General features: G+C 45.2%; 13 protein-coding genes. 2 read left to right on the top strand and 11 right to left on the bottom strand.

The genetic code is table 11. The features are described 5' to 3' along the window. The first annotated feature begins 78 nt into the window (after positions 1-78). A complete protein-coding gene (locus tag OQY15_RS20110; RefSeq protein ID WP_265793751.1) occupies positions 79-879 on the top strand; it encodes a murein L,D-transpeptidase catalytic domain family protein in 801 nt (266 codons plus the stop codon). A 6-nt stretch (positions 880-885) separates the two neighbouring features. Here OQY15_RS20110 and OQY15_RS20105 read toward each other — a convergent pair whose 3' ends face one another. Next, a complete protein-coding gene (locus OQY15_RS20105; RefSeq protein WP_265793749.1) occupies positions 886-2,364 on the bottom strand; it encodes a L,D-transpeptidase family protein in 1,479 nt (492 codons plus the stop codon). Between the two features lie 215 nt (positions 2,365-2,579). On the opposite strand from OQY15_RS20105, the gene OQY15_RS20100 reads away from it, so the two are divergent. Beyond that, positions 2,580-3,623 (top strand): NAD(P)-dependent alcohol dehydrogenase, encoded by a 1,044-nt coding sequence (locus OQY15_RS20100; protein ID WP_265793746.1) that lies wholly within the window; start codon positions 2,580-2,582, stop codon positions 3,621-3,623. A gap of 135 nt (positions 3,624-3,758) precedes the next feature. Here OQY15_RS20100 and OQY15_RS20095 read toward each other — a convergent pair whose 3' ends face one another. The 10 genes from OQY15_RS20095 to OQY15_RS20050 all read right to left on the bottom strand — a co-directional run bounded on the left by OQY15_RS20095 (position 3,759) and on the right by OQY15_RS20050 (position 25,057). After that, entirely contained in the window at positions 3,759-7,427 is a 3,669-nt protein-coding gene (locus OQY15_RS20095; RefSeq protein ID WP_265793745.1) for an AAA family ATPase, read from the bottom strand. Then, complete coding sequence (locus OQY15_RS20090; protein ID WP_265793744.1) at positions 7,424-8,650, bottom strand: exonuclease SbcCD subunit D C-terminal domain-containing protein; 1,227 nt, start codon at positions 8,648-8,650, stop codon at positions 7,424-7,426. Before OQY15_RS20090 ends, OQY15_RS20095 begins: the two co-directional genes overlap by 4 nt. Before the next feature lie 55 nt (positions 8,651-8,705). Next, the gene (locus tag OQY15_RS20085; RefSeq protein WP_265793743.1) at positions 8,706-9,038 is read right to left on the bottom strand and encodes a hypothetical protein; all 333 of its coding nucleotides are present in this window, start codon (positions 9,036-9,038) and stop codon (positions 8,706-8,708) included. A gap of 77 nt (positions 9,039-9,115) precedes the next feature. Continuing rightward, entirely contained in the window at positions 9,116-10,531 is a 1,416-nt protein-coding gene (locus OQY15_RS20080) for an efflux transporter outer membrane subunit (RefSeq protein ID WP_265793742.1), read from the bottom strand. Continuing rightward, the gene (locus OQY15_RS20075) at positions 10,518-13,715 is read right to left on the bottom strand and encodes an efflux RND transporter permease subunit (RefSeq protein WP_265793740.1); all 3,198 of its coding nucleotides are present in this window, start codon (positions 13,713-13,715) and stop codon (positions 10,518-10,520) included. Before OQY15_RS20075 ends, OQY15_RS20080 begins: the two co-directional genes overlap by 14 nt. Positions 13,716-13,727: 12 nt before the next feature. Next, positions 13,728-14,867 carry an efflux RND transporter periplasmic adaptor subunit gene (locus OQY15_RS20070; protein ID WP_265793739.1) on the bottom strand — a complete coding sequence of 380 codons (1,140 nt, stop codon included), beginning with the start codon at positions 14,865-14,867 and terminating at the stop codon, positions 13,728-13,730. Positions 14,868-15,102: 235 nt separating this feature from the next. Then, the gene (locus OQY15_RS20065; RefSeq protein WP_265793738.1) at positions 15,103-15,702 is read right to left on the bottom strand and encodes a TetR/AcrR family transcriptional regulator; all 600 of its coding nucleotides are present in this window, start codon (positions 15,700-15,702) and stop codon (positions 15,103-15,105) included. Between the two features lie 139 nt (positions 15,703-15,841). Beyond that, positions 15,842-22,111 (bottom strand): glycoside hydrolase N-terminal domain-containing protein, encoded by a 6,270-nt coding sequence (locus OQY15_RS20060; protein WP_265793737.1) that lies wholly within the window; start codon positions 22,109-22,111, stop codon positions 15,842-15,844. Positions 22,112-22,119: 8 nt separating this feature from the next. Then, complete coding sequence (locus OQY15_RS20055) at positions 22,120-23,475, bottom strand: glycoside hydrolase family 28 protein (RefSeq protein ID WP_265793735.1); 1,356 nt, start codon at positions 23,473-23,475, stop codon at positions 22,120-22,122. Between the two features lie 10 nt (positions 23,476-23,485). Next, positions 23,486-25,057, bottom strand: coding sequence for a glycosyl hydrolase family 65 protein (locus OQY15_RS20050; protein ID WP_265793734.1), 1,572 nt, complete (start codon positions 25,055-25,057; stop codon positions 23,486-23,488).

The raw sequence follows: 25,057 nt of genomic DNA, 5'->3' as shown, positions 1-25,057 counted from the left end.
CTCACCAAAAACTTTTAATATCTGATTAAAACGTTACCTAATTAATTGTATCACCACATAGTACTTAAACCAAATTCTATGAGAAAATACCTTTTAGGCGGAGCAGGAATTATCCTTAGCACACTTGCACTTACCATTATCAGCTGGGTTCCATCAACACAAACGACCAAACCGGCTGAAATTGTTACCGAAGATTCACTGTACATGTTACATGTCAACAGAATCTATGCTGCAGCGCACCTGGATCAGACCGGCTTAAAACCTGAGGTTTTTGAAAAAGCTTTAACAGGGTTTTATAATCTGAAAAACAGTGGGAAGATATCTGCTGATAAATCGATTTTGACGATTGCAGATATGGAACAGAACAGTACAAAGAAACGTCTGTGGATCATTGATCTGAACAGAGACTCTCTCTTACTGAATACCTGGGTAGCTCATGGTTCACGCAGCGGCGATGACCTGGCCACGCGCTTTTCTGATATCAATGATTCTAACGAAAGCAGCCTGGGCTTCTATGTAACTGCTGAAGTTTACCGCGGTAAACACGGTCGCTCTTTGCGATTGGATGGTATGGACGAAGGTTTTAATGCTAATGCACGCAAAAGATCTATCGTAGTTCACGGTGCAGCTTATGTTAGCCAGGGCACGATCAATCAGCTGGGAAGATTAGGCCGCAGTCAGGGATGCCCTGCCGTTGCGCCAGAACTTTCAGACCTGGTCATAAATACCATCGAAGGTAAGACCGTCATCTTTATCAATGGTAATGACAGGTCTTATGCTTCGAAATATCTGAACGCACATCTGGCGGCAACCGCCGCACTGGTAAACAAAGACAGTGTGTTGCAGGTAAAGGATACGCTGATCACTGCAAAATTATAATGCTGATTATAGCGCACCTGCTTTTTGCAGGTGCGTATATAAAACAATATCCAGGCCGTACACATCTTTTCTTACCTGTACGGTTCCCGCAGGATCCACCCATGATGTAAAGTAAGTGAGATATACCGGCACCTTTGCAGGTAAGGAGATATCCGTTGCCTTGGCTACGGTATCTGACATCTGCTTTTTAATCTGTTCAAATTTAGCACCTTCTCCGAACAGGGCTTCAGCAAATTCCAGTGGTTTCTCCAAACGTACACATCCATGGCTTACTGCACGCATAGATTGGTTAAAAGCGGCTTTGGCAGGGGTATCATGCAGATAAACCGCACTTTGGTTATTAAACAGGAATTTGATCTTACCTAATGAGTTATCTTCTCCCGGACGCTGCTTAAACTGGTATTTTTTACCCGCATCTCCGGCCGACCAGTCGATCGTTTCCGGGTCTTCTACCAATTTTCCTTTCTCAAAGACATCGATATTGTGGTTTGACAAATAAAATTTGTCCGCTGCGGCATATTTAGAGATCTCTTTGGTAGCAATACTCTCCGGAATATTCCAAACAGGGTTTACCTGTACACTATGGATGAGACTATTCAATTGCGGCGTTTCTCTTGAAAAAGGCCTGTCTTTCTTCAGGTCATTTTCATCATATTCCTGTATATTATCTTTAAAGTCTTTGTTTCTTCCCTCTCCCACACATACTTTCATGTTCAACATAGATTTACCTTCCTCCATTACGTCAAGCCTGTAATCCGCAATATTTACCACTACATATTTATCGCCCTCCGGCTTGTTCCTCCATCTTAACCTCTCCAGGTTAAGTTTGATTATTTTCTGGGTTTCATCGGCCTGCATTCCTGGAGCAGCAGTTTTCTCTTTCAACACTTTTTGAAGAGCAAGATATTGTTCATCTTTTGGTTGTATACTATCCAGATAAACCTTAAGATCCCTGATCGCAAAAATACGGCTTACCGAAGCACTGTCGGGTCTTTTAGTATCGGTAAAGTAGTTCGCATAGATGCGTTTAGGACTGATCACTCCATACTGAAGCGCATTGCTATACCTGATCAGTGAATTAGCCACAAGTAATTCAAGTCTGGCAATTTCCTGATAGGCCTCCTCAACAGTCTTCACACCGGATTTATCATAAACCTGATCGGTAAGTTCCCTGTATTCTTTTGCTTTGAAGAACTCCGGAGCTAAGCCATGATCTGCGGCAGTATCAAAATAGTGTTGCAGCTGCTGCAATTCCTTTCCTTTAAGATGCTGCAGGACCAGAGCAGGTTCGTACCCGTTTTTCTCATAAAAGGCATTCATCAGTTTTGGATAACTGAAACTTGATTGCTGTTCCTTTAGCGTTTTTTTTAACACTTCAGCAAAAGCATCGTTTTCAATATTTTTATACACCTTATTTCCTGTTTCCGTATACAGAATCTTTCCAAGATCTGAACGGCTTTTTTTACAGGATTGTACCACAAACATAAGGGTGAAAGCAAGTATGAGAGCAACTGTTACCCCTGGCTTTCGGCTTCGGAATTTTTTAACCATATGCCCTATCAACATCATTTGAGCATAATTGTTTAACTATTTATGCGCTTATCATTATACAAAAGGAGAAAATGAATTTTTAATTTTAATGTTCAAACATTAGTGTAGACTGTTTGTATTTCATGTACGAACTTCTAAATAATTGAATAATGACATCAGCAAAATCTTATGCTGCACAAAGTGCAGAATCACCATTGGCACCATATGCCCTCGATCGCCGCGAGCCGGGAGCAGATGATGTAGAGATCAAAATTTTATACTGTGGCGTTTGCCACTCTGATATCCACACGGCACGTAACGAGTGGGGAGGAACAATGTATCCTGTAGTGCCTGGTCACGAAATTGTGGGTACTGTAACTCGTGTAGGAGAAAATGTAAGTAAATTTAAAGAAGGCGATACTGTAGGAGTAGGATGTTTTGTAGATTCATGCGGCCATTGCGAAAGCTGCAAAGATGACCAGGAACAATACTGCGAAAACGGGCACACCCAAACGTACAATGCTTATGAGCAGGATAAAAAAACAATCACTTATGGTGGTTATTCCAGCTCTATCGTAGTTACCCAGGATTTCGTTCTTTCGGTATCGGACAAATTACCTCTTGAAAAAGTAGCTCCTCTATTATGTGCTGGGATTACAACTTATTCTCCATTACGCCATTGGGGTGTTAAAAAAGGCCATAAACTGGCAGTTGTGGGTTTAGGTGGTCTGGGACATATGGCGGTGAAACTGGCCTCTTCTATGGGAGCTGAAGTGACAATGCTCAGCCGTTCTCCAAAAAAAGAAAAAGATGCCGAGGAACTGGGCGCACACCATTTCAAGCTGACTACTGACAAGAACACCATGAAAGAACTGGCAGGTACCTTTGATTTTATTATCGATACGGTTTCTGCGGAACATGATTACGATGAATACCTGGCCCTGTTAAAAACAAACGGAGTGATGGTGCTGCTGGGCGTTCCGCCTGTACCGGCATCTGTGAGTCCTGCAGGACTGATCTTTGGCCGCCGCAGCCTTGTGGGTTCACTGGTTGGCGGTATCAAAGAGACTCAGGAAATGCTGGATTACTGTGCAGAGCACAATATCACTTCTGATGTGGAAATGATCAATATCAATCAGATCAATGAAGCTTATGAAAGAACGCTTTCGGGAGATGTACATTACAGGTTTGTAATAGATATGAGCACGCTGTAAGGGGATATATCTATAAAAGATAGAGGTGGTAAATCAATGCTGGCTACTGCTGAAACGCAGCAGAAGGCATTGATTTACCATCTCTATCTTTTATACTGATCCTGGGGTGTCTGGAACCGGAGCTTTCCCTGAAATTCAGATGATCAGGTTTCCGTAACAGCTCAAAGATATTCTGCTCGTTCCTCCAGGTTCTCTGCTCAACTGGATCTGTGTACCAATCCGTTCTTTAAGTGCTTCTACGTGTGAAATAATACCGATGTTTTTTCCGCTTGCCTGCAGGTTTTCCAATGCTGTAATGGCGACATCCAGCGTTTCTGCGTCGAGCGTTCCGAATCCTTCATCAATAAACAGAGAATTGATCTGAACCTTACGGCTCGCCAGATCCGATAAACCAAGGGCTAAGGCAAGACTGACTAAAAAGCTCTCCCCACCGGATAGCGTAGACATCGGCCGCACGGCATCCGCCTGATAACCATCCACAATCTGAAGGTCAAGATCACGCTCCGCACTTTTCAGGATGCGATAGCGGTCGCTCAATCGGATCAGGTGGCGGTTAGCCAGCTCAGTTAATCTTGCTAACGTAAGTCCCTGTGCATAACGGCTGAATTTTTTGCCGTCTGCAGATCCAATCAGTGCTGACAACTTCTGAAAACGGTCAGTTTCCTGGCGCTGCTTTTCAATTTGATCTGCAACTTCAATATGTTTGAGTTTTAGCAGATCGTCATCAGAGATCACTTTAATTAACCTTCCTTTTTCCTGCTGAATACTTGACAATGCCTGTCCCTGCTCTTCAAGCCGGGGTGCCAGTACCTCTTTATGGTCTTCGGTCAATGCCTTGCGGATTTCTGTTTCCAGCTCTGTCTCGGTCGCTGACAAAAGGCTTTTTCCAGAGGCAATGCGTTGTGCAGATTCCTGCTGCAGTGTGGATGTCAGCTGAGCTTCATCATCACTGAGAAACAAACCTTTCAGTTCATCCAGCGAGTTCATTCCTTCTTTACCGAGTTTAGCCATCAGCTTATCCAACTGCTCATTAAAGAGCTTTTTGGTACTCAGGAAAGATGTATTCAGCTGCACCTGCCTGTCTTCAATAATCTTCAGACGTTCCTGTTTCTGCTGAACATCCTGCTGCAGTTCTTCGGTTATTGATCTGAATTTCTTCAGCGCATCGCTGAGGGTGCTGCGTTCCTGCAGGGGATCTTTTGTACCAAAAATTTCCAGTCGCTCCTGCTGCAACACCTGTAATTTTGTTTTGCTTTCCTGCAGCTGTATACTAAGCGCGTCCAGTTGCGATTTCTTTTCTATGACCGATTTTTCCAGCCCTTTAAATTCTGTTTCCTGCTGACGAAGATCAAGTTCCAGGCGTTTTAACTCGTTGTCAGACTGCAGGTAGTGCTGAAAGCGGGAGTTGAGTTCGGGGATGAATTGTTCTGCCCCTGAGGCTTCAATCGAAATCCCGAAAGGCTGCAACAGCTGTCCAGCCTGCTCCGCAACGATCTTCTTTTCCTCTGTCAAGGCAGTCAGCTCCTGCGTTTTTGCAATAAGTTGCTGCGCAGTAAAAGCAAGTTCAAGCTCCGTTTGTTCTGCCTTGCTGACCCACTTTGCCAAAGCTTCCCGTTGCTGGACAAGGCTGTTTTCCAGATCTGTTATCTGCTTTTGCAGTTGTTTGATAAGATCTGTCTGTTCTTTTACAGCGGTCTGCTGCATTTTTTTCCGCTCTATCACCGCGGTAATAATTCCAGGCTTCTGAATATCCAGAGGCTTGGGTAATTTAGCGTTATTCAGTTCAAACTCCGCAAGTACCTGTGACAGTGCAGTTGCAGATAGCGCCAGATTTTTCTCATTAGTTTCCAGCTGATGAGTTATGGTATTCAGAATAATCAATTGAGCATCAAGCTGAGTTTTCAGCAATTGAAGCTTTACCTGCTGCTGGTTACGACGCTCTTCAGCCTCAGTCATGCGCGATACATATTTCCCTTCTACAAAAGGGTGATGGATGGCACCACAAAGCGGACAAGGTTGTTCTTCTTGTAACTGCATACGGTCTGCGTCATATTTCTGCACCTTCACTTCCAGTTCATAGATTTGCTGCAGATGAGTCAGCAATGCTGTCTCCTTTTCGGTTTCAACCTTCAGCCGGGCAATAGATACTTCCGCTTCTTTCTTATCTGCCTGCAGCTCAGCGATGCGGCTTTGCTGGGCCAACTGTTCCTGCTGTCCCCCCGCATAGGATCCTGCCAATTTCAATTGTTGTTCTGCAGTATGGATCAGCACCGGAAATTCACTAATTTCCTGTTCCAGCTGCTGCACATTACTACCTGCAAGAACTGAAACAAGGGATGCCTGCTGTACTTCTATAGTCTGCTGGATTTCTGATAAAGTCAGTTGTCCGGTTTTGATGTGTTCTGAGGTTTCCAGCAAAAGAGCCTGAGCCTGCTGTTGTCGTCTGCTATATCCTGCCTGTTCTTCAGCAGCAGCCCCGTATTTGATTTTAAAAGCAGTAAGCTGTTTCAACAACTGCTCCAGCAGCAGCACCTGTTTATCAAGAGTAGCATCTGCTGCATGCGCATTCAACCATTCTCCAAGTTCTGATATTCTCCCGGAGATTGTCTTTAGCTGTACAGCGATCTTGTCTTGTGTTTCTCCGGTTTGTTTTAGATTGAATGCAGCGGCATCAAAAGCTGCAGCATTGATACTTACCTGATGGTGAGACTGCTCAATCAGGATATCCTTTTTACTCACAGCATCAAATAGCGGCCCCATTTCGATCAGGGTCTTTTCTGTAGACTCTGCCTGTCCTCTGGCCGCCAGTAATTCCACTTTTATATTTTTCTCCGCTAAAAGCAATTCCGGATGCTGTGATGCTGCTGCCTTAAGATCAGTCTCTATCTGCCCGCGCTGCGAACTGATGGTATCCAGTTCTGCGAGTGCCGGCCGGTGAACCAGTGCATGCAGATGTTGCTGTAGTTTCACAAACCTGGGCTCATGAGCTGCATGATGAAGCTCTGCTTCAGACAGCGACTGTAATAACTCCTGTTTCCTGACAGAAAGCTTATCCAGCAGTAGGAGCCAGTCGAGCTTTTTCCTCAGTGCTGCTTCTTCCTCTCTGACCTTCTTCTCCTGTTGGGATAGCTCCTCCAGTTCTGTGAGGTAAGCTGATCGTTCTTCCGCTGACAGCAGGACCACGTTTTCCAGCTTCCCACGTAACTGTTCAAGCTTTTGCCTTTCTTCACGTGCTTTTTCAAAAGCAGCTACAGAGATCTCTGAATAGATTCCCGTATCGGTAATCTTCTCCAGTAAATCACTTCTTTCATTTTCATCAGCTTTCAGGAAACGCGTAAAATCACCCTGTGATAAGATCACTGATCGCAGAAACTGATGATAGTCCAGTCCGCAGACCCTTACAATCTCATCCCTCACCTCAGCAAGGGGATGCGAGATGATAATATTCCCGCTGAGGCTTTCAGCAAGCTCCATCTTTTGCTGCTGCAGCTGCCCGTCAGCTTTTCCGCGGCTGCGGCGGATAGACCATTTCGCACGATAAGATTTGTAGCCTACTTCAAATTCAACTTCCGCAAAGGATTCTGCAGTATGCCGGGTCATGATCTCAAATACATCCTTACTGTGGCGGTGAACACGGCCATAAAGGGCAGCAGTAATTGCATCCAGCAAAGTAGTTTTTCCGGCACCAGTGGGTCCGGTGATCGCAAATATGCCGCTTTCAGTAAAGGGAGCCTGATCAAAGCGGATTTCATGAAGCCCCTTTAATGAATTGAGATTTAAAAATCTGATACTGATGATTTTCATGCTCCCCCCTCCTTCTGTGTCATATACTCCAGTACCTGGTTAAAGCTGAGCAGCAAGTCAGGCTGCTCCTCCTCAGGATATTCAGCACTGCATTTCTTTAAAAATACAGCTTTAGGATCAAGGTCTGACAAGGCCATCGCCTCTTCAGTCTGTTCATCCAGGTTCTGAACACTGCGAACCCTGAACTGCCTTGGATATAACCGTTCGATAAATGGTTTGTCTGCGATCAGCGTATTGAGCTGTTCTTCCAGGTCAAAAATAAATGTTTCTGTTTCTACCTGTACTTCTACCCAGGCGGGATATATAGTTCCCGGGTCTTCCAGTAATACAAGTTTGGTTTTCACCTTGTCAAAATCACCCTTGATTCTGATCAGCCTGCGGTAACAGGGCACTTCTATCTCGTCCAGACTGACCATCCTGCCATCTTTAAATTCGAGCACAATTACCTGCTTTTTATCATCAGTCTCCGAAAAGCTCAGCGGGATGGGCGAACCTGAATAACGGATATGATTCATTTTATTGATCAGCTGCGGCCGGTGAATATGCCCCAGCGCGACATAGTCAAACGCCGAAGGAAACTGGTCGCCACCGATCTGTCCAAGGTTACCTACGTGGATTTCCTTTTCACTGTCCGAGGTGGCTGATCCGGCCGCAAAAAGATGCCCGGTAGCAATTACCGGGATCTGGTTAAATTTATAGTCAGAAATATGTGTTAAAAAATTGTGGTAATGTGCAGCTATGCCCTGTTTCAGCCGTGTTTCACGTTCTTCCATCGTCTCCCCTGCTATTGATAGCCTCAGGTCGCGATCACGCAGAAAAGGTACCGCACAAACTACTAATTCCAGATGACCTTCTGCATCCCTGATCTCGATGATCTGATCGGTAAATACATCCGGTACTCCCCCAATGATGTGTACATTGAAATACTTTAATAAAGATTGAGGGGCATTCAGCGTACTGATAGAATCATGGTTCCCACCGATGATCACTACCTCTCTGCAGCAGGTATTTTTTACCTGGCGGAGGAAACCATAATATTGTTCAAAAGCCGCATTCGAAGGGCTTCCTGTATCGAAAACATCCCCAGCTACGATTAGAACATCGATCTTTTCGCTTTCCAGGGTTTGTATCAGCCAGTTCAGGAAAGCCTGATGCTCATCCGTACGCTCGCTTTGTTCAAGTCTTTTACCAAGGTGCCAGTCGGCCGTGTGAAGGATTCTCATTGTCGGATGCTAATTTAAGCAATTGCACAGACAAATGCCGATTCTCACAGCGATCCTACATGATTTCGCAGGACTCTCCTTTTGCTTTGAAGATACTGATGATCTTATGCTCAGCACTTTTCGGGCACACTACACGTAAAACTTTGTCTACATCTTCAAGGTCGATCGTCCAGTTGTTTTCTCCTACCAGTTTATTCATACCGGATGTGATCATGAGTTGCTCGGTGATCCCTGCGATTGATGTCCTGAAAACCAGGACAGTTTTTGCTTCTATCTGCTCCCTGAAATCCCATGGAGTTAATGCTTCTGCAGGTTGAGCTGCAGCCCTTACATAATTGATCACTCCAGACCAGAATGTAAGATTGAGTGCGGTTTCATTTTTCATCATTAAAATTATTACTCATCTGCTTAGAGATGATTTTGCAGGGGCTGTTACAAAAGAAATGCAGCCCCTGCATGTTTTCATTATTTCCAGCCTCCGCCCAAAGCCCTGTACAATTCTACAGAAGCATTCAGCTGATCCGTTTTTACGGTAGCCAGGTCAAGCTGACTTTGCAATGCATTTCCTTGTGCAGTAATCACTTCAAGGTAATTTGCCATACCACTGGTGAAAAGCAGATTTGCGTTTTGCAATGAACTTTGTACCACCTTAACTCTGTTTTCGGCAATCGAGTACTGTTGTTTTAATTTTTCTATCTTAATCAATTGGTCTGATACTTCTCCAACAGCTGTTAACACCGATTGTCTGAATTGCAGCACGCTTTTCTCACGGTTAACCATAGCTACATCATATTGTGTTCTCAGCTGTCTGCGCTGGAAAATCGGCTGTGCTATACCGCCGCCAACAAGGCCAAACAGCGAGCCTGGAATTTTAAACCAGTTATCAGCCTTGAAAGCATTAAGACCACCGGATGCTGTAATGGACAGACTAGGATACATACTTGCTTTGGTCACACCAACATTGGCATTTGCACGCAACAACTCCAGCTCTGCACTTTTTACATCAGGTCTGAGGCTTACCATTACCGATGGTATGCCTGTATTTACCTGCTCCTGGATTGTCAGGTCTTTGAGCAGTCCTGCCCTGGCAATACCTTTAGGGAATGCACCTGTAAGAATACTCAGGGCGTTCTCTTCGAGGTTGATCCTTTGTTCCAGCTGCGGAACAAGACCAGCTGCGATCAGCTGTTGTGCTTCGGCCTGCTGAATAGCAAGAGAGGTTACCTGACCGGCATCAAACTGCATCTTGATAATTCTCAGTGTACTGTCGTTCAGTGCAAGGTTTTTCTTTGCAATATCCAGCTGGGTGTCCAGCATGATCAGCCTGTAAAAGCTTTGTGCTACATTGGATACCAAACGTGTCTGAATGGCTTTTCTCGCTTCTGCAGACTGCAGATAAGCAGCGCCGGCAGCTCTTTTCTGGTTGGCAATCTTACGCCAGATATCAGCTTCCCAGCCCAATCCGGCAGAGATCGTAAAATCTTCAACATGTGTTGAATTGGCAAACTGTCCCAGCTGAAGACCATTCAGACTGTTGTCGGAAGGACGGTTGGACTGTGCAGTTACATTCAGGTTAAGCGTTGGGATATTACCCAGTTTAGACTGCCTGTACAAAAGATTTGCGGCTTCAATATTTTTCAAAGCAATCTGCATATCGTAATTGTTTTTCACAGCAGTATCAATCAGCTGCCTGATGGCCTCTTCCTTAAAGAACTCTTTATAGGGAAGGCTCGCGATACTTGAGGTATCAGCCGTTGCCACGCTGTTCCTGAATTGTTCAGGAGCAGCATCGGTAGGCGTGGCTATATCTTTAGATACTTTACATGCACTTGCAACAAGTACGAGTAAAAGGGCGATATATATATTATTATGCAATTTCATTTTCGAATTGTAATTTGGTTTCTGGTGTAAGTTCTGGTTTTGGGGCACCTGTAAGTTTCTCCTGTAAATACTGGAAGATCACAAACAGCACCGGAATTAAGAATAATCCCAGGATAACCCCTGTAAGCATACCACCTGCAGCAGCGATACTGATTGAATGGTTACCCAATGCAGAAGGACCAACTGCTCTCATCATCGGCGCCATACCTACGATAAAGGCAAGGGACGTCATGATAATCGGACGCAACCTGAGTTGTGCAGCATGTATTGCCGCTTCTACAAGGCTCATTCCTGCTCTTCTTCGCTGGACAGCAAATTCGACAATCAGAATGGCATTCTTAGCGAGGAGCCCGATCAACATGACCAATGCAACCTGTACGTAAATGTTGTTGGAAATTCCTGTTAAACCAATGGCAGCAAATACACCGAATATACCAGTTGGGATAGACAGAATCACGGCCAGAGGCAGGATATAACTTTCATATTGGGCCGATAACAGGAAGTATACGAAAACCAGACATAAGCTGAAAATCACTACTGACTGTCCGCCGGATACAATCTCTTCTTTCGTCAGACCTGTGTATTCAACAGAGAACCCTGTAGCCAGCTGACTTGCTGCAACTTCATCTACTGCCCTGATCGCATCTCCTGTACTGTATCCCGGTTTCGGAATTGCGTTGATCTCAATCGCATTAAAAAGGTTATAGCGGGAAGCCGTTTCTGTACCGTAAACACGTTTCAGTTTGATCAGTGTACTTACCGGTACATTCTCTCCGTTCCTGTTTTTCACATATACACCATCCATTGCAGAAGGATCCGCACGATCGGCAATATCAGCCTGCACCATTACCCTGTAATACTTACCAAACCTGTTAAAATCTGATGCCTGCGCACTACCAAAATAAGCCTGCATCGTGGACAGCAGGGCCTGGGTAGAAACGCCCAGCTGCTCGATTTTAGCTTCGTCAAGCTCCATCTGTAATTGTGGGTAATCAGCTTTAAATGAAGTAAAGGCGAAAGCAATTTCAGGACGTTTCATCAGTTCGCCGATAAATTTATTGGCGATACCACTAAACTTCAGCAGGTCTCCGGAACCTGTCCTGTCCTGTAAGAAAAAGTCAAGCCCATCCACGTTATTGAAACCTGGTACCGTAGGGAAGGTGAATACGAAGAAGTTGGCACCTTTAATTTCGCCAAGTTTTCCACGTACAATATTCATGATCTCATTGATATCCTGAACTTCTCCTCTTTCTTTTGTTGGTTTTAACAACAGGAACATCGCACCGGCTGACGGACTGTTGGATGAAGTTAGCAGGTTAAATCCTGATAAATAGTTGAAGACTTTTGTAAATGGCAGATTGCTCAGTTTTTTTGATGCTTCATGCTCAACCTCAGTAGTTCTTTCCAGTGAAGCACCTGCAGGCAGTGATGTTGAGATGGCAATAAAGCCCTGATCTTCTGAAGGAATAAATCCTGTAGGTGTTCTGTTGATCATCCATGCCGTAGCCAGCACGGTTACCACAAGTCCTGCCAGAGCGATCCATTTTGTTTTGATCAGGAATTTTACACTATTCACATACCTGTGGGTCAGGTTTTCAAAACCCCTGTTAAATCCTATAAAGAAACGCTGTTTAAATGTTCTTTTAGTTGCATTGCCTTCATGGTCATGACCATGGTCAAGTTCTTTCAGGAACAGTGCACATAAGGCAGGACTAAGTGTTAAGGCGTTGATAGCGGAAATCACAATCGCAATGGCCAGTGTAAATGCAAACTGCCTGTAGAACAGCCCTGTTGAGCCCTCCATAAAACCAACCGGCAGGAACACCGCACTCATGACTAAAGTAATGGAAATAATGGCACCTGTAATCTCGTGCATCGCTTCAGTAGTGGCCTCTTTTGGTCCGATCTTGTTGTGCTCCATCTTGGCATGGACGGCTTCGACGACCACAATCGCATCATCCACTACAATACCAATAGCGAGTACCAGAGCAAAGAGTGTCAACAGGTTGATAGAGAACCCAAATACCTTCATGAACAGGAACGTACCAACAATCGCTACCGGAACCGCAATGGCCGGAATCAGTGTTGAACGGAAATCCTGAAGGAAGATAAATACAACAATAAACACGAGGATAAAGGCCTCTACCAGTGTATGGATAACCTGGTCAATAGACTGATCCAGGGATACTTTTGTATTGTACAGATTCACATAAGAGATACCTTTTGGAAAGTCTTTTTTTGCTTTTTCCATGAACTTGGAAATGGCGATCTGTATTTCATTGGCATTTGAACCACTTAACTGCTGGATAGCAATGTTCAATGCAGGTTTACCGTTGCTTTCTACAAAGCTATGGCTACCATAAGTATAAGAACCCAGTTCTACCCTTGCAACATCTTTCAGCCTCAGGAATGAACCGTCTGCATTAGAGCGGATGATAATATTTTCGTACTCTTCGGGTTTGGTCAGTTTACCTTTATATTTCAATACATACTCAAAAGGAGCATTACTGCCTTCACCAAACATACCCGGTGCAGCTTCAAGGTTTTTATCTTTAATGGATGCCATAACCTCATTAGGTGTCAGGCCATAGGTAGCCATCTGTGAAGGGTTAAGCCATACACGCATCGAATAATCCTTACTTCCTCCAAAAATAACTGCCGCACCAACACCCTGGATCCTTTTGATCTCAGGAATTAAGTTGATCTGCGCGTAATTGGACATGAAAGTCTGATCGTAATGTTTCTCATCATCAGACGACATGGTGAGTACCATGATCAAACTGTTCTGTTGTTTTGCAGTGGTTACTCCTGCCTGTACCACCTCTGCAGGCAGCTGACTGGTGGCCTGTGCAACACGGTTTTGTACATTTACCGCTGCAAGATCGGGGTCAGTACCCAGTTTAAAGTATACAGAGATCACGAGGGAGCCGTCGTTGCTGGCGGTAGATTGCATGTAACTCATATTTTCTACCCCGTTGATCTGCTCTTCCAGCGAAGGAGCTACCGAACGCAGTACAGTTTCGGCATTTGCACCGGGATACAGTGCGGTAACCTGAACCGCCGGCGGGGCAATCTCAGGGAATTGTTGTAAGGGTAACCTGGTTAGTCCCAGTATACCTAATATCACCAACAGAATGGAAATTACTGTTGCTAATACCGGCCTTTCTATAAATTGCTTTAACATGATTGCTGTATATTATCTTGATGCAGTTGTAATAGGTTCTTCTTTTAATTTTTCAGGTTTGATCGTATCACCGTCTTTTAATTTGTCGATACCGTCAAATACGATCCTGTCGCCCGATTTTAATCCTTCTTCAACCAGGTAATTGATACCGCTGGTGCCTGATACAGTAATTGGTGTTCTGGTCACTTTATTGGAACCGTCAACCACAAATACGAAGATCTTGTCCTGCACTTCAACAGTTGAAGACTGTGGGATCGTAATCGCGTTGTCGTGGTCAAGCTTTAACCTGATCTTTCCTGTGTTACCTGAGCGTAAAAGCCCTTGTTGATTTGGGAATGTAGCCCTTAAGGAAATTGAACCTGTTTGTTTGTCAAACTGTCCGTCTACCATATCCACCTTGCCTTCTTTTCCGTACACGGTATTGTCAGCCAGCAGCAGAGAAACGCCAGGTAATTTTTTCAGTCTTTCGTTGACTGTGTTTCCCGGGTATTTCGCGTTGAAAGCGTTAAAGTCATCTTCACCAAGGGCAAAGTAAACATGTACTTCATGTGCATCAGACAGTTGTGTTAATGCCGTTGGGTCAGTTGGTGAAACAATGCTCCCCTGTTTCTTAGGCAGGCGGCCTACATAACCTGATACCGGTGCTTTGATCAGCGTGTATCCAAGGTTGATATTGGCGGCAGCTACTCCTGCTTTAGCCTGCTCAACACTAGCCAGTGCAGATTGATAGGTTGAAGTAGCTGTTTTAAGCTGGTAGTCAGATACCACCTTATTTTTCACCAGGGGCGTCAGTTTATCTACCTCGATTTGCGCATTGTTTACTGCAGCCTGTGCAGCATGCAACTGTGCTTTTGCCGTATTCAGTGCCTCTCTGAACGGACGCTCATCGATTTTGAAGAGCGGCTGTCCTTTCTGTACGGCAGCGCCTTCACTTACGAGGATCTTATCCAGGATGCCTGATACCTGCGGACGGATCTCCAGGTCAATTGCTCCCTGAATAGATGCAGGATATTCTGTGTAAGTAGTTTGCAGGTTCCCCTGAAGGGCCATCACCTGCAAAGCCTGTGGCGCCGGTGGTGGCACAGGAGGCTGTCCGCCTGAGCAGCCAGCGATTAATATAGCTAGGGTTAGAATTGATAGTGTAGTTTTCATAACGTTCGTCAATTGTTTAACAGTGTTAAGTGATTGCATAAAAATATTGGAGGTTTTGTATAATGCAGGAAATTGTTGTTTTGAATATTGATGTTTTAACATATTTAATTTATCTAACGGTGTTAGATGAGGAGACAAAAAAAGGCTTATAGACTTTGCCGCTCTCCTTCTTGAGTTGAACGTTACAACGTATAAATAATCTAACAGCGTTAAGTATTCCATAAAAAAATATATTTTAGTCGTTAATTGATTTTATAATGCCTTGTATGGCATCGCGTAAAATATGCTGATTCATATCAGTTGTATTTCCTTTTCCCACCAGATTGATAGAGATCAGTCCGTGGATGATAGACCAGAATGTGTAATACTTCCGGCAGATTAATTCTTCAGTAGGTTCTGATTCCGTCATAATCTTTGCGATGGCATCGAAGAGTATTTTTCTCGCGGCCTCTGCCTCGGGTAAGCTCTTGGTCATCTCACAACACATCATATCCACACCGTACATCAGCTGATAAAGTTCTTTATGGCTGAATGCAAAGTCCCAGTAAGCAATCCACATTGCTTCCAATTGTTGTTCAGGCGTATCAAACTTTGACTGTGCTACTTTGAAGTCTTTAAGCAGAAGTCCGTTTCCCATCCGGGTCAGCTCCAGCAAAATGCCTTCCTTGTTGGCAAAGTATTCATAAATAATAGGTGCAGTGTATTCAATTTTGTCCGCAATCTTGCGCATGCTTAGAGATTGCCATCCATCTTCTTTAACGATTTGTAATGCAGCCTCAAGTATGTTAGCCCTTGTCTCTTCCTTAATCCTTTGAATTCTTTCTTTACTACCCATGGTAATATTCCCCTGTATTAAATAATCTAACAGCGTTAAACAAATGTATAACTACTTAGCGAAAAACTCTATCAGCGCATTGTCAAATACGACAGACGATTTTTAAATGACTAAATATCAATAGATTATGATATTAAAATTACTGAACTTCCAGCCCGTCTACACTGACATCCCTGGTATCAACGGATAAAATACGAACTTTATACTGTCCCGCATTGATCATTGTTCCCGTACTGGTGGTAATATAACTCCATTTTCCCGGTTTGGTTTGCGCTAATTTGATGATTTCGGCCTTTTTCATCACAGTGCCATCCAGGGCCAGCACTTCTATCTTTGCCTGCAGCACTTTAGCGGTGGGATTATGGTACTTCAATGTCAGTGAATAGGTATCAGCAACACCAACACCTATTGTAAATTCGATGACCGCATCGTTGTTTTGTACAAATTGTATCCTTTCCTTTCCCATCAGGGATATTTTCTCCAATCCTTTTGATGAAGCTAAGGTGGCAACTGCAGGATAATTGACGGCTGTTTTCAGATCAAATGCAGGTGCAAGACTACTCACCGGATTCAGGGCTATAATAGAAGCGGAGTTGGTCACTGCTGCAAGCTCGCTCCCCTTCCGGAATCTCTTCTTGTACACGGCAAAGCGATCCCCTTTATTGTTTTTAATAAAGGTACCTGTATTTTCAAAACCCGGAAATTCTTGTGGGATGCTGGTGGCAAGGTAAACATCGGCATCAGCTTTCAGCTGGAAGGATACTTTAGCGGCCCGGTTGGCAACGGCCCATTCTGCTCCGAAAAGATTGGCAGGTAAGCTGGCGAAGTCTGCACCTGTATCCATCCATGAATGAAACTCTTCGGGTTTTCCAGCTATATTCAGCCCTGTAGCAATTGGATCCGGAGGCAAGGCTGGTTCCACATTTGGATTCCTGGTAGCAATGGCTATCGCTGAGATCAATGCCTGCCCTGCTTTCACATTCGGAAATGAAATGCTCAACTGCCCGCCGGTGACTATTACGCTGAACACCTTTTTTAATGCGGCATCATGTCCAGATTCTTTCCATATATCCAGGTCTTTCAATATTACTTTATCATTTACGGCTACATCAAACAATCTCCATCCCGTACAATCTGCTCCGCCACCGGTTCCCAGCCAGGGTTCAGTAAAATACAATTCTACCAGGTACTCGCCGTCCGGAACAGGGAATTCAAACTTCAGCTTGTCTCGTCCGTACCGAAAATCCTGGAAGAGTTTCCAGTCATTCGTGCCCCTGATGGGGTCAAAGGTTCTGCGCTGACTCGCAAAAAATGAAGGTGTTCCCGGAAAATCACTTGTCCACGAAGATGATCCCCAGTGAGATTTGCTGTCCCGCTGTCTGTCAGCCATCCAGGTATTCCCCAGCTGATCAGTATAATCCGGTCCGCCGGCATTCAGCCTGTAAAGATATTTGTAACCAGCGGCAGGAAGCAGCTCCTTTGCATCCTGATAAAAATCCCTGAAATGCGGAGCAGCAGGAAGATGGCTTAATACGATATAATCTCTGGCTACAGCTTTACCATTTACATAACCTACGGCATACAAAACATTGTACTTGATATTGACCTGGTCCCATTGAAAATGTGTACCTATACCCCTGTTTTTCTTTCTGCCCAGAGATTCCGCATTAACATCATTGAAAAGTTCCACTTCATCACAATTGGAATAGATAGAAATACTATCCTTTAGACCCGGACTAAGCCATCGGTCGGGCCAGGTATGCGATAATATATAGACCATGGGCGATGTTTCTTTGGGTGCGTAATTTGCCTTGTACAGGTAATACACATCCAGAGGCTCTTCCCAGGGTGTAAGTAATCCTTTATAATTCACAGGCCCTACCCTGTCCAGCTCCCGCAATCCTTCCCCTCCCTGTACTCTGCCAGGATTATCATGTGAATTGAAGAGCCAGAAGAAATGTCCTGCAGTTTTCGCTTTTGCGGCTTCAGCCAGCCTGATTTTGGTTTCCATCAACTGCGACATCCTGTCTTCGCTATATACACCATTCTGCTCAAATGGACCTTCGGTATGGAGGTCCAGCGTTCTCCAGGCCCCATACTCGCCTATCAGCACCTGCCTTTCCAGATCTTTGCCATAATCCAGCGGATCACCTCCATAAGTTCCCGTCCAGTTCTGCGGCACATCCCAGTCGGTACCTTTCCCGCCGTTGCAGGTAGTCACTTTGCGCTGGGCAGAAGCCGTGGGATCCATCTCCCTGATAATCCCCGTACATTCCCGCGCAAAATCTTCAGGTAAGGTGCTCTCATTCTCCAATCCCCACAATACAACTGAAGGACTGTTCCTGCGTTCTTTTACCCATTCTCTTAACAGGGTTTTGAAGTTCTCTCTGAAAGCCGGAGTATCATACCAGATATGAGCTGCCATCTGTGTCCAGCATAGCACCCCCAGCTTGTCCCAGTAAGACATGTACCGCAGGTTATGTGGCTGATGTGCATCCCTGAAGGCATTGAATCCTGCGGCTTTGATCTGCATAACCCTTGATTTTATCTGCCCGTCACTAAAAGCATGGCTGTTGCCGATCAGGTGCTCATACTCTGCAATTCCGTTGATAAAAAAAGGTTCTCCGTTGATAGTGAAACGTTTATGATCTTCTGTAGCTCCGATGGGCCAGCTGATCCTGCGAATACCATAGGGACTTTCTGTTTCATCAACTATACGGTCATCATCACCGAGGATAGTAGTTTTGACAGTATAAAGATAAGGATTGGCGGGCGACCATAAGCTGGGCTGATCCAGCACGAGCTCCTGAGGAACTAGGGCAATCGTTCCCGGCTGGAGCTGAACTGTGCTTTTCACCATACCCTTCACGTTTCCATTGCTATCAAGTAACTGGCTGTTGACTTTAAGCAGTTGCACTTTCGATCCATAATTTTTAAGCTCAGTTGTCATTTTTAAGGTGGCCGATCTTGCAGTTATCGTATGGTCATTCCAGATATGGACGCCAAAAGGTTCAATCCTTACCTCATCAGTTACTACGAGCTGCACCGGTCTGAAGATGCCCATCGGTTGCGAACCTTCAGAAAAACCCCGTTCTGCGGAACCGCCCCCGTCTACCCAGGGTAAATCTTTGATATCTGCAGGATGATCTGCACGAACGCTCAATGTGTTGAGCTGGTTATTCAGTAGTATAGCTTTTGTTACATCCAGGGTAAAGGTTGTCCGCCCACCGGCATGTTTGCCCACCAGCCTGCCGTTCAGATAAACGGTCGCATAGGAACCTACTCCTTCGAAATAAAGGAAGAACCTCTTCCCGACCGCCTTTATATTAGTTTTGAAAGTCTTCCGGTACCAGGCATAACCATGACGGTTACCAGCAAGCAACCTCCGGTATCCTTCGTACTGATCCCAGGTATGCGGTACACTTACCTTCTTCCATGGACGATCGTTGTATGATGCCTTTTCAAAACCATCATAAGCATGAATATTTTTGTCGTCCGCGATGCTTCGCCAATTGTCGTTCATAGGGATGACAACTCTCGGAGATGTGTGTTTTACACCAGTATTGGCCACACTGTCTAATCTCTTCAGCAAACCATTAAAAATATAAGTTTGCCCGGCTCTGGTTGGGAAACGTATTTCTTTGCCCTTGTACCTCAGTAAACATTCATTCCCTGTCTTCGATAACACTTCAACCTGTTGTAAAACGCCTTTATTCCATTTCAGGTTAAGTACGAATCCTCCCCTTGCACAAATACCCTTCAGCGCTCCATATTGGAAATCTGCAGGTAATGCTGGCAGCAGATCTATATATCCTGTATGGCTCTGCAGCAACATTTCGGCAATACCTGCGGCACCGCCAAAATTCCCGTCGATCTGGAATGGAGGATGGGCATCAAACAGATTGAGATAAGCCCCACCACCTTTCTCTACCGGACTGATTAACATCCTGATCATTTTCATCGCATGATCGCCATCTTTAAAACGTGCCCAGAAATTGATCTTCCAGGCCAGGCTCCATCCTGTACCCGCATCCCCCCGGTATAACAATGATTGCCGTGCAGCCTTCATCAGCTCTGGACTGGTATCCCAGGTGATGTCATTGCCTGGATGTACACCCCATAAATGGGAAACATGGCGGTGATTACTTTTCGGGTCGTCCTTATCTTCCAGCCACTCCTGCAACTGACCGTATTTGCCAATCTGCGAGGGAGCGATCTGCAGGTATTTTTCCTGCAGAAGCTTACTGAATGCTGTATCTGTTTTCAAAATCTCTGCAGCAGCGATGCAATTTCGAAAAAGCGTCCTGATGATCTGATGGTCCATACTGGGGCCAGCCACCAGGCCGCCATTCTCCGGCGAATTGGAAGGACTGCTGATCAGCCAGCCTGTTTTTGTATCTTTCTGCAGAAAATCTAAAAAAAACTGCGCTGCAGATTTCATCTGCGGATAGGCACGCTGCGCCAGAAACTGCTTGTCCTGTGTAAAGAGGAAATGTTCCCAGAGATCCATGGTCAGCCAGGCAGCGCCTGTTACCCAAATCCCATGAGTGGCCGAGTTGATGGGTGCTGTGCCACGCCATATGTCTGTATTGTGATGTACTACCCAGCCAGAAGAACTATAATGAACCTTTGCCGTTTCTGCCCCTCTTTTCGCAAGATCATCGATCATGTTAAACATCGGTTCATGCATGGCTGATAAGTTCAGCACTTCTGCCGGCCAGTAATTCATTTCTGCATTGATGTTGGTGGTATATTTACTACCCCATGGTGGCGAAAGCAAATCGTTCCATATCCCCTGTAAGTTTGCGGGCTGCGTCCCTGGCCTTGAAGAAGAGATCAGCAGGTACCTGCCATACTGTAGGTATAGTGCTGCAAAGGCCGGATCTTTCCCCTCTCTGAATCTTGCCAGGCGAATGTCTGTAGGCAATACCTGATTTGGACTTTTACCCAGATCTATTGAGAAGGTGTTGTAATATCTCTGATATTCATCAATATGCCTTTTTTTGATAGCAGCGTAAGTTTGTCCCCGCAGAGCGGCAAACGTCTTTTTGCAAAATCGTTCAGGACTTCCTGAAACATCCTTATAGTTGATAAAATTTGTTCCAGCTGTGAGATACAAGGTAACTTCATCCGCATTGCTAATGTTGATTTCTGCATTCTCTTCTATCGTCAGCTTTCCCTTTTGAATGTCTGCCTGCAGATAACTTTCCCCTTTCAGCGCTCCGTCACGTACCTGCACAGACATAGCAATGGTATGACCATCTATCTTCCTGACACTACTTTTTTGATGCGGACTGCTCAGGGCTGCCCTGAAACTGATGCTGCCAGGTTTGCTGGCGCTGAGATGAACCACCATCACCTGATCCGGCTCACTGATAAAGTAGGTCCTGGTGTGGGTTACCCCGTTTAGGGTGTATGAGGTGACTGAAGTCGCGGTACCCAGGTTTAGTGACCGCCTGTATTGCTGCACACCCGTTATGCTGCCCTGATGCTTAAAATTGAGTCTGAGATCGCCAAAAGGCTGATAATCTGCCTGAAAATGAGGCACAGCCGGTGGCGCCTGATCCTGTATTTTGTACTTCCAGTGTTTCCCAAAGAATATCTTCCGGGCACTGCTGGTATTTGTCGGATGAATGGATATCCGGTTACTGGTATCTTTATAACCAGCAATCCCCCCTTTATCAAAGAAATTTAACACCTGCACCGCCAGTACATTCCTGCCCGGCTTCAGCAATCCCGCAGGGATCACATATTTACGGCTGATGGTATTACCCTCCGTTTTTCCTATCAATTTACCGTTGATATAAGTTAAATCCTGGTCGCGTATTTTATTCAGGTCCAGTACCAGCTCCTGTCCTGCGAGATCTGCGGGCAGTAGAAAGCTTGTCCGCAACCACACTGCACCGTCCAAACCTTCAAGTCCTGCGGCCTCCCATCCATCAAAGGACGGAACCTTTATCGTCTTCCAGCTGCGGTCATCATATTCTGCCAGAGCGGGATTGCCGTCCATTCCTTTCAGCTCAAGCATATCCTTAACCCAGGCTTTTTTATCTCCGGCCGGACTTTTCAATCCCATAAACTTTTCATCCGCCAGATTTTCGGCTTCGGGCTGTTTATTTTCGGCAAGCAAGCGGCGGATCTCAGGGAGATAAGCTGCGGCACCCGGATGATTGTAATCCCTCGGTTTGCCTGTCCACAAAGTTTCTTCGTTAAACTGGATTCTGTCGCTCTGTACACCTCCAAAAACCATGGCACCGAGCCTGCCATTGCCCAGCGGCAGCGCATCAGTCCATTTCGAGGCAGCTTGTTTATACCACAACCGGTCGTCTTTCTGCGCCTGGACTTCGGCACTGTTCAGGCAGGTAAGCAAACAAACGAGCAGGGTTAATATGCGAAGCAGATCCTTCATCAGTTCTGTTATTGATAATCTTTGACTACTCCGTCAATATTCAGTTTTTTTGTTTTTTTAGCGTTGATAGCCGGACCTGAAGCAGTGTTGATCTCTACCTGACGGAAGGAGATTTTGTTTACCTCACTGATCACAAATCCTGTTTTTGCATCAATGTTGATATTGTTAAATGTGACGTTCTCAATCGGCATTTCCGACAGCCCATTCAGGTAACCTGCGGCATTGGCCTCAGCAGTAATATTACTCAGATGGATATTTCTGAAGATTGGCGTGCGCTCTGATACAGGTTCTTCTTTGGTTTTTGCATACTGCATATCCATCACAATGGCCTGCTGACCAATATTTTTCATGATGATATTATCCACTCTGATGTCCTCAACAACACCTCCCCTTCCTCTTGCTGTCTTGATTCTGATCCCACGGTCTGTACCGTCAAAGATGCAATTGGAGATGGCTATCTTTTTAACTCCGCCAGACATCTCACTGCCGATCACTACCCCGCCGTGTCCCGAGAGCATGGTGCAATTGGTAATCGTATAATTTTCAGCAGGTACAGCCATCTTGCGGCCAGCCCTGTCTTTACCGGATTTGATGGTGATGCAATCATCGCCAACGCTGATATGGCAGTCTGAAATATGCACATATTTACAGCTTTCTGGGTTGATGCCATCAGTGTTGGGTGAAATCGGGTTATTGATAGTTACCCCTTTTACCGTTACATTTTCACAAAACTCAGGGTTTACCGTCCAGAAGGGAGAATTGCGGATAGTAATCCCTTCAATCAATACATTTTTACAGTTCATGAATTGTATAAATGGAGGCCTGAGAAAACCACGCTCTATCCATCCCGGAAGATCGGGGGCAATTACATCTTTATTCTGCCGCTTAAATTCGTCCTGCCACTTTGATCCGGGCGACTTCTTGACTACGTTTTCGGCATAGTCCCACCATTTTTGTCCGTGCCCGTTGATCGTACCGCGACCAGTAATGGCGATGTTTTCAAGATACTCGCCATAGAACAGTGGTGAAAAGTTGATCACGTCGGTTCCCTCCCAGCGGCTGCGCACCATAGGCAGATACTGGTCAAAGTCGTCACTAAAATGGAGTTCAGCACCCGCGTCAAGCATAATCGTAATATTGCTCTTCAGGTGCACCGGACCCGTCAGGTATTTTCCCGCGGGGAAGTAGATCGTGCCCCCGCCCGCTTTTGAGGCTGCGGTTATCGCCTTCGCAATAGCTGCTGTAGCCAGAGCGCTGCTGTCTCTTTTAGCCCCATATTTAATGACGTTATAATACTCCTGTGCCGAAAGTAGGGAGGCATGACAGGTAAACAGCAGTACAATAGCAACTTTTAAGAATCTCATACCTATATCGTTAATTTAATTTAGCTTTCAGCTGTTTAAGTTTAGCCTTACGACCGATCAGCTGACCGTCTGCATATATACTCATCCCCTTGCCTTTACCATACTTCTTTCCATCCTTATCCCAAATGATGGTGATATGACGTCCATGATACAGCACATCATCCAGACAAAACCAATCCCAGGTATTTTCCGGGATAAGCGGATAAACTTCCAGCGTTTGATCCTCCCGTGGTTTAAGACCGATCAGGTCATTGATCAGCAGGTCCGTGTAACCTGAATGGTTATAAAAACGGCTTCTTGGATTGTCTCCTTTCAACCATTCCCCTGTCTTCTCGTCCTGATATTCGCCGATATAAGTTTTCCCATCCATCACATGAGACATGGCATATTGATGAAACTTACTGTAAAATACAGCCGTAGACATGTTCGCATGATTTTTATAACCTGTCAGCAGGTTGGACAATCCCTTCAAAGTCTGCGTTGTAGCAAAGGGCCATACCGGTCCATCCCATTCACAGCTGTGACCTGAACCATGCGTACGGAACAGGGGGTGTCTTCGCTCAGCCGTCGTTAAGCCCCAGGGTGCAGAAAAACCTGTGGTGTCATTCAGTTGTTCCCATGCCTTTGCATAGTTGGCACGGTCTGGTGGAAGCTTAAAATACCAGGGTATCAAGCCAATCGCTTCCCGGGCATCAGCAAAACCACCCTTAGCTTTCCTGACCTTGTAAAATGAGGTTTCAGCGTCCCACAGCTGTTCATTTACAATCGATTTCAGCTCTGCCGCCCTGGCTTTGTATTTTTTCTCTAAACTGTCAATGCCCAAAATACGGGACATCTTAACAAGGGCATCGGCATTGCCATACATATAACTATTGATCGTCGGCCTGACATGCTTCTCTCTCCTGGAGCCGCTGATAGATTCTTCCATCGCATCTTTTACATCAAACTGCCAGAAAGAATGATCAGGCAGGCGGCGCTCTTTCTCCCATAACTGATAATCAAGGTTCAGTGCAGGAATACTCTTTTTGATAAACGACTGATCTGTATTGACAAGGTAAAGGTTGTAAACGGCGTCATCTATCCAGCTGCTGAAATTGTGGAAGTGTGGATTTTTCTCAGCCTTATCTTCATCCAGCCAGAAGCTGACATAGCTTTCCGCAAATGTTTTGTCATGCAGCCAGCGTGCTTCATAGACCTGATGTCCAAGCGCACTGCTGATGGCATTGTATTTACCACCATGTTTCATCGGTGTAATAAACTCAGTAAAAACATATCCATTTGGAGTCTGCTTCAGTTGCTTCCTCAGGGTCCACCATCGGTAATAGTAAATCTTCTGGATGGCACTATCCGGGCATTCGAAAAGAGGAATTTGTGCAGATAACCACTGGTAGGTATCCGCATTGCTGATATAGTTTTTTACATCTTCGGTATCAAGCGAATTGAAATAGGCAATATCCTTTTTCATCACTGTAGGATCAAGCACCAGAAAACCTTTTTTTTGCTCCTGTGCCCGGGCAGTAATACCGCAGCATGAAATCAGCAGCAGAGCAATCAGAACCTCTTTTATTCGCTTTATCATCAT

This window comes from Pedobacter sp. MC2016-15 (assembly GCF_026239695.1).
Classification (GTDB): Bacteria; Bacteroidota; Bacteroidia; order Sphingobacteriales; family Sphingobacteriaceae; genus Pedobacter.
The sequence above is the reverse complement of the archived record's forward strand: the minus strand, read 5'-3'. Positions and strand labels throughout refer to the sequence as shown.

Bases quoted from the DNA above. Each gene is read 5' to 3' on its own strand.
- OQY15_RS20105 (WP_265793749.1), bottom strand. From the start codon at position 2,364: ATGTTTGTGGTACAATCCTGTAAAAAAAGCCGTTCAGATCTTGGAAAG.
- OQY15_RS20080 (WP_265793742.1), bottom strand. From the start codon at position 10,531: ATGAAATTGCATAATAATATATATATCGCCCTTTTACTCGTACTTGTT.
- OQY15_RS20060 (WP_265793737.1), bottom strand. From the start codon at position 22,111: ATGAAGGATCTGCTTCGCATATTAACCCTGCTCGTTTGTTTGCTTACC.
- OQY15_RS20050 (WP_265793734.1), bottom strand. From the start codon at position 25,057: ATGATGATAAAGCGAATAAAAGAGGTTCTGATTGCTCTGCTGCTGATT.
- OQY15_RS20055 (WP_265793735.1), bottom strand. From the start codon at position 23,475: ATGAGATTCTTAAAAGTTGCTATTGTACTGCTGTTTACCTGTCATGCC.
- OQY15_RS20070 (WP_265793739.1), bottom strand. From the start codon at position 14,867: ATGAAAACTACACTATCAATTCTAACCCTAGCTATATTAATCGCTGGC.
- OQY15_RS20090 (WP_265793744.1), bottom strand. From the start codon at position 8,650: ATGAGAATCCTTCACACGGCCGACTGGCACCTTGGTAAAAGACTTGAA.
- OQY15_RS20095 (WP_265793745.1), bottom strand. From the start codon at position 7,427: ATGAAAATCATCAGTATCAGATTTTTAAATCTCAATTCATTAAAGGGG.
- OQY15_RS20075 (WP_265793740.1), bottom strand. From the start codon at position 13,715: ATGTTAAAGCAATTTATAGAAAGGCCGGTATTAGCAACAGTAATTTCC.
- OQY15_RS20110 (WP_265793751.1), top strand. From the start codon at position 79: ATGAGAAAATACCTTTTAGGCGGAGCAGGAATTATCCTTAGCACACTT.
- OQY15_RS20085 (WP_265793743.1), bottom strand. From the start codon at position 9,038: ATGATGAAAAATGAAACCGCACTCAATCTTACATTCTGGTCTGGAGTG.
- OQY15_RS20100 (WP_265793746.1), top strand. From the start codon at position 2,580: ATGACATCAGCAAAATCTTATGCTGCACAAAGTGCAGAATCACCATTG.
- OQY15_RS20065 (WP_265793738.1), bottom strand. From the start codon at position 15,702: ATGGGTAGTAAAGAAAGAATTCAAAGGATTAAGGAAGAGACAAGGGCT.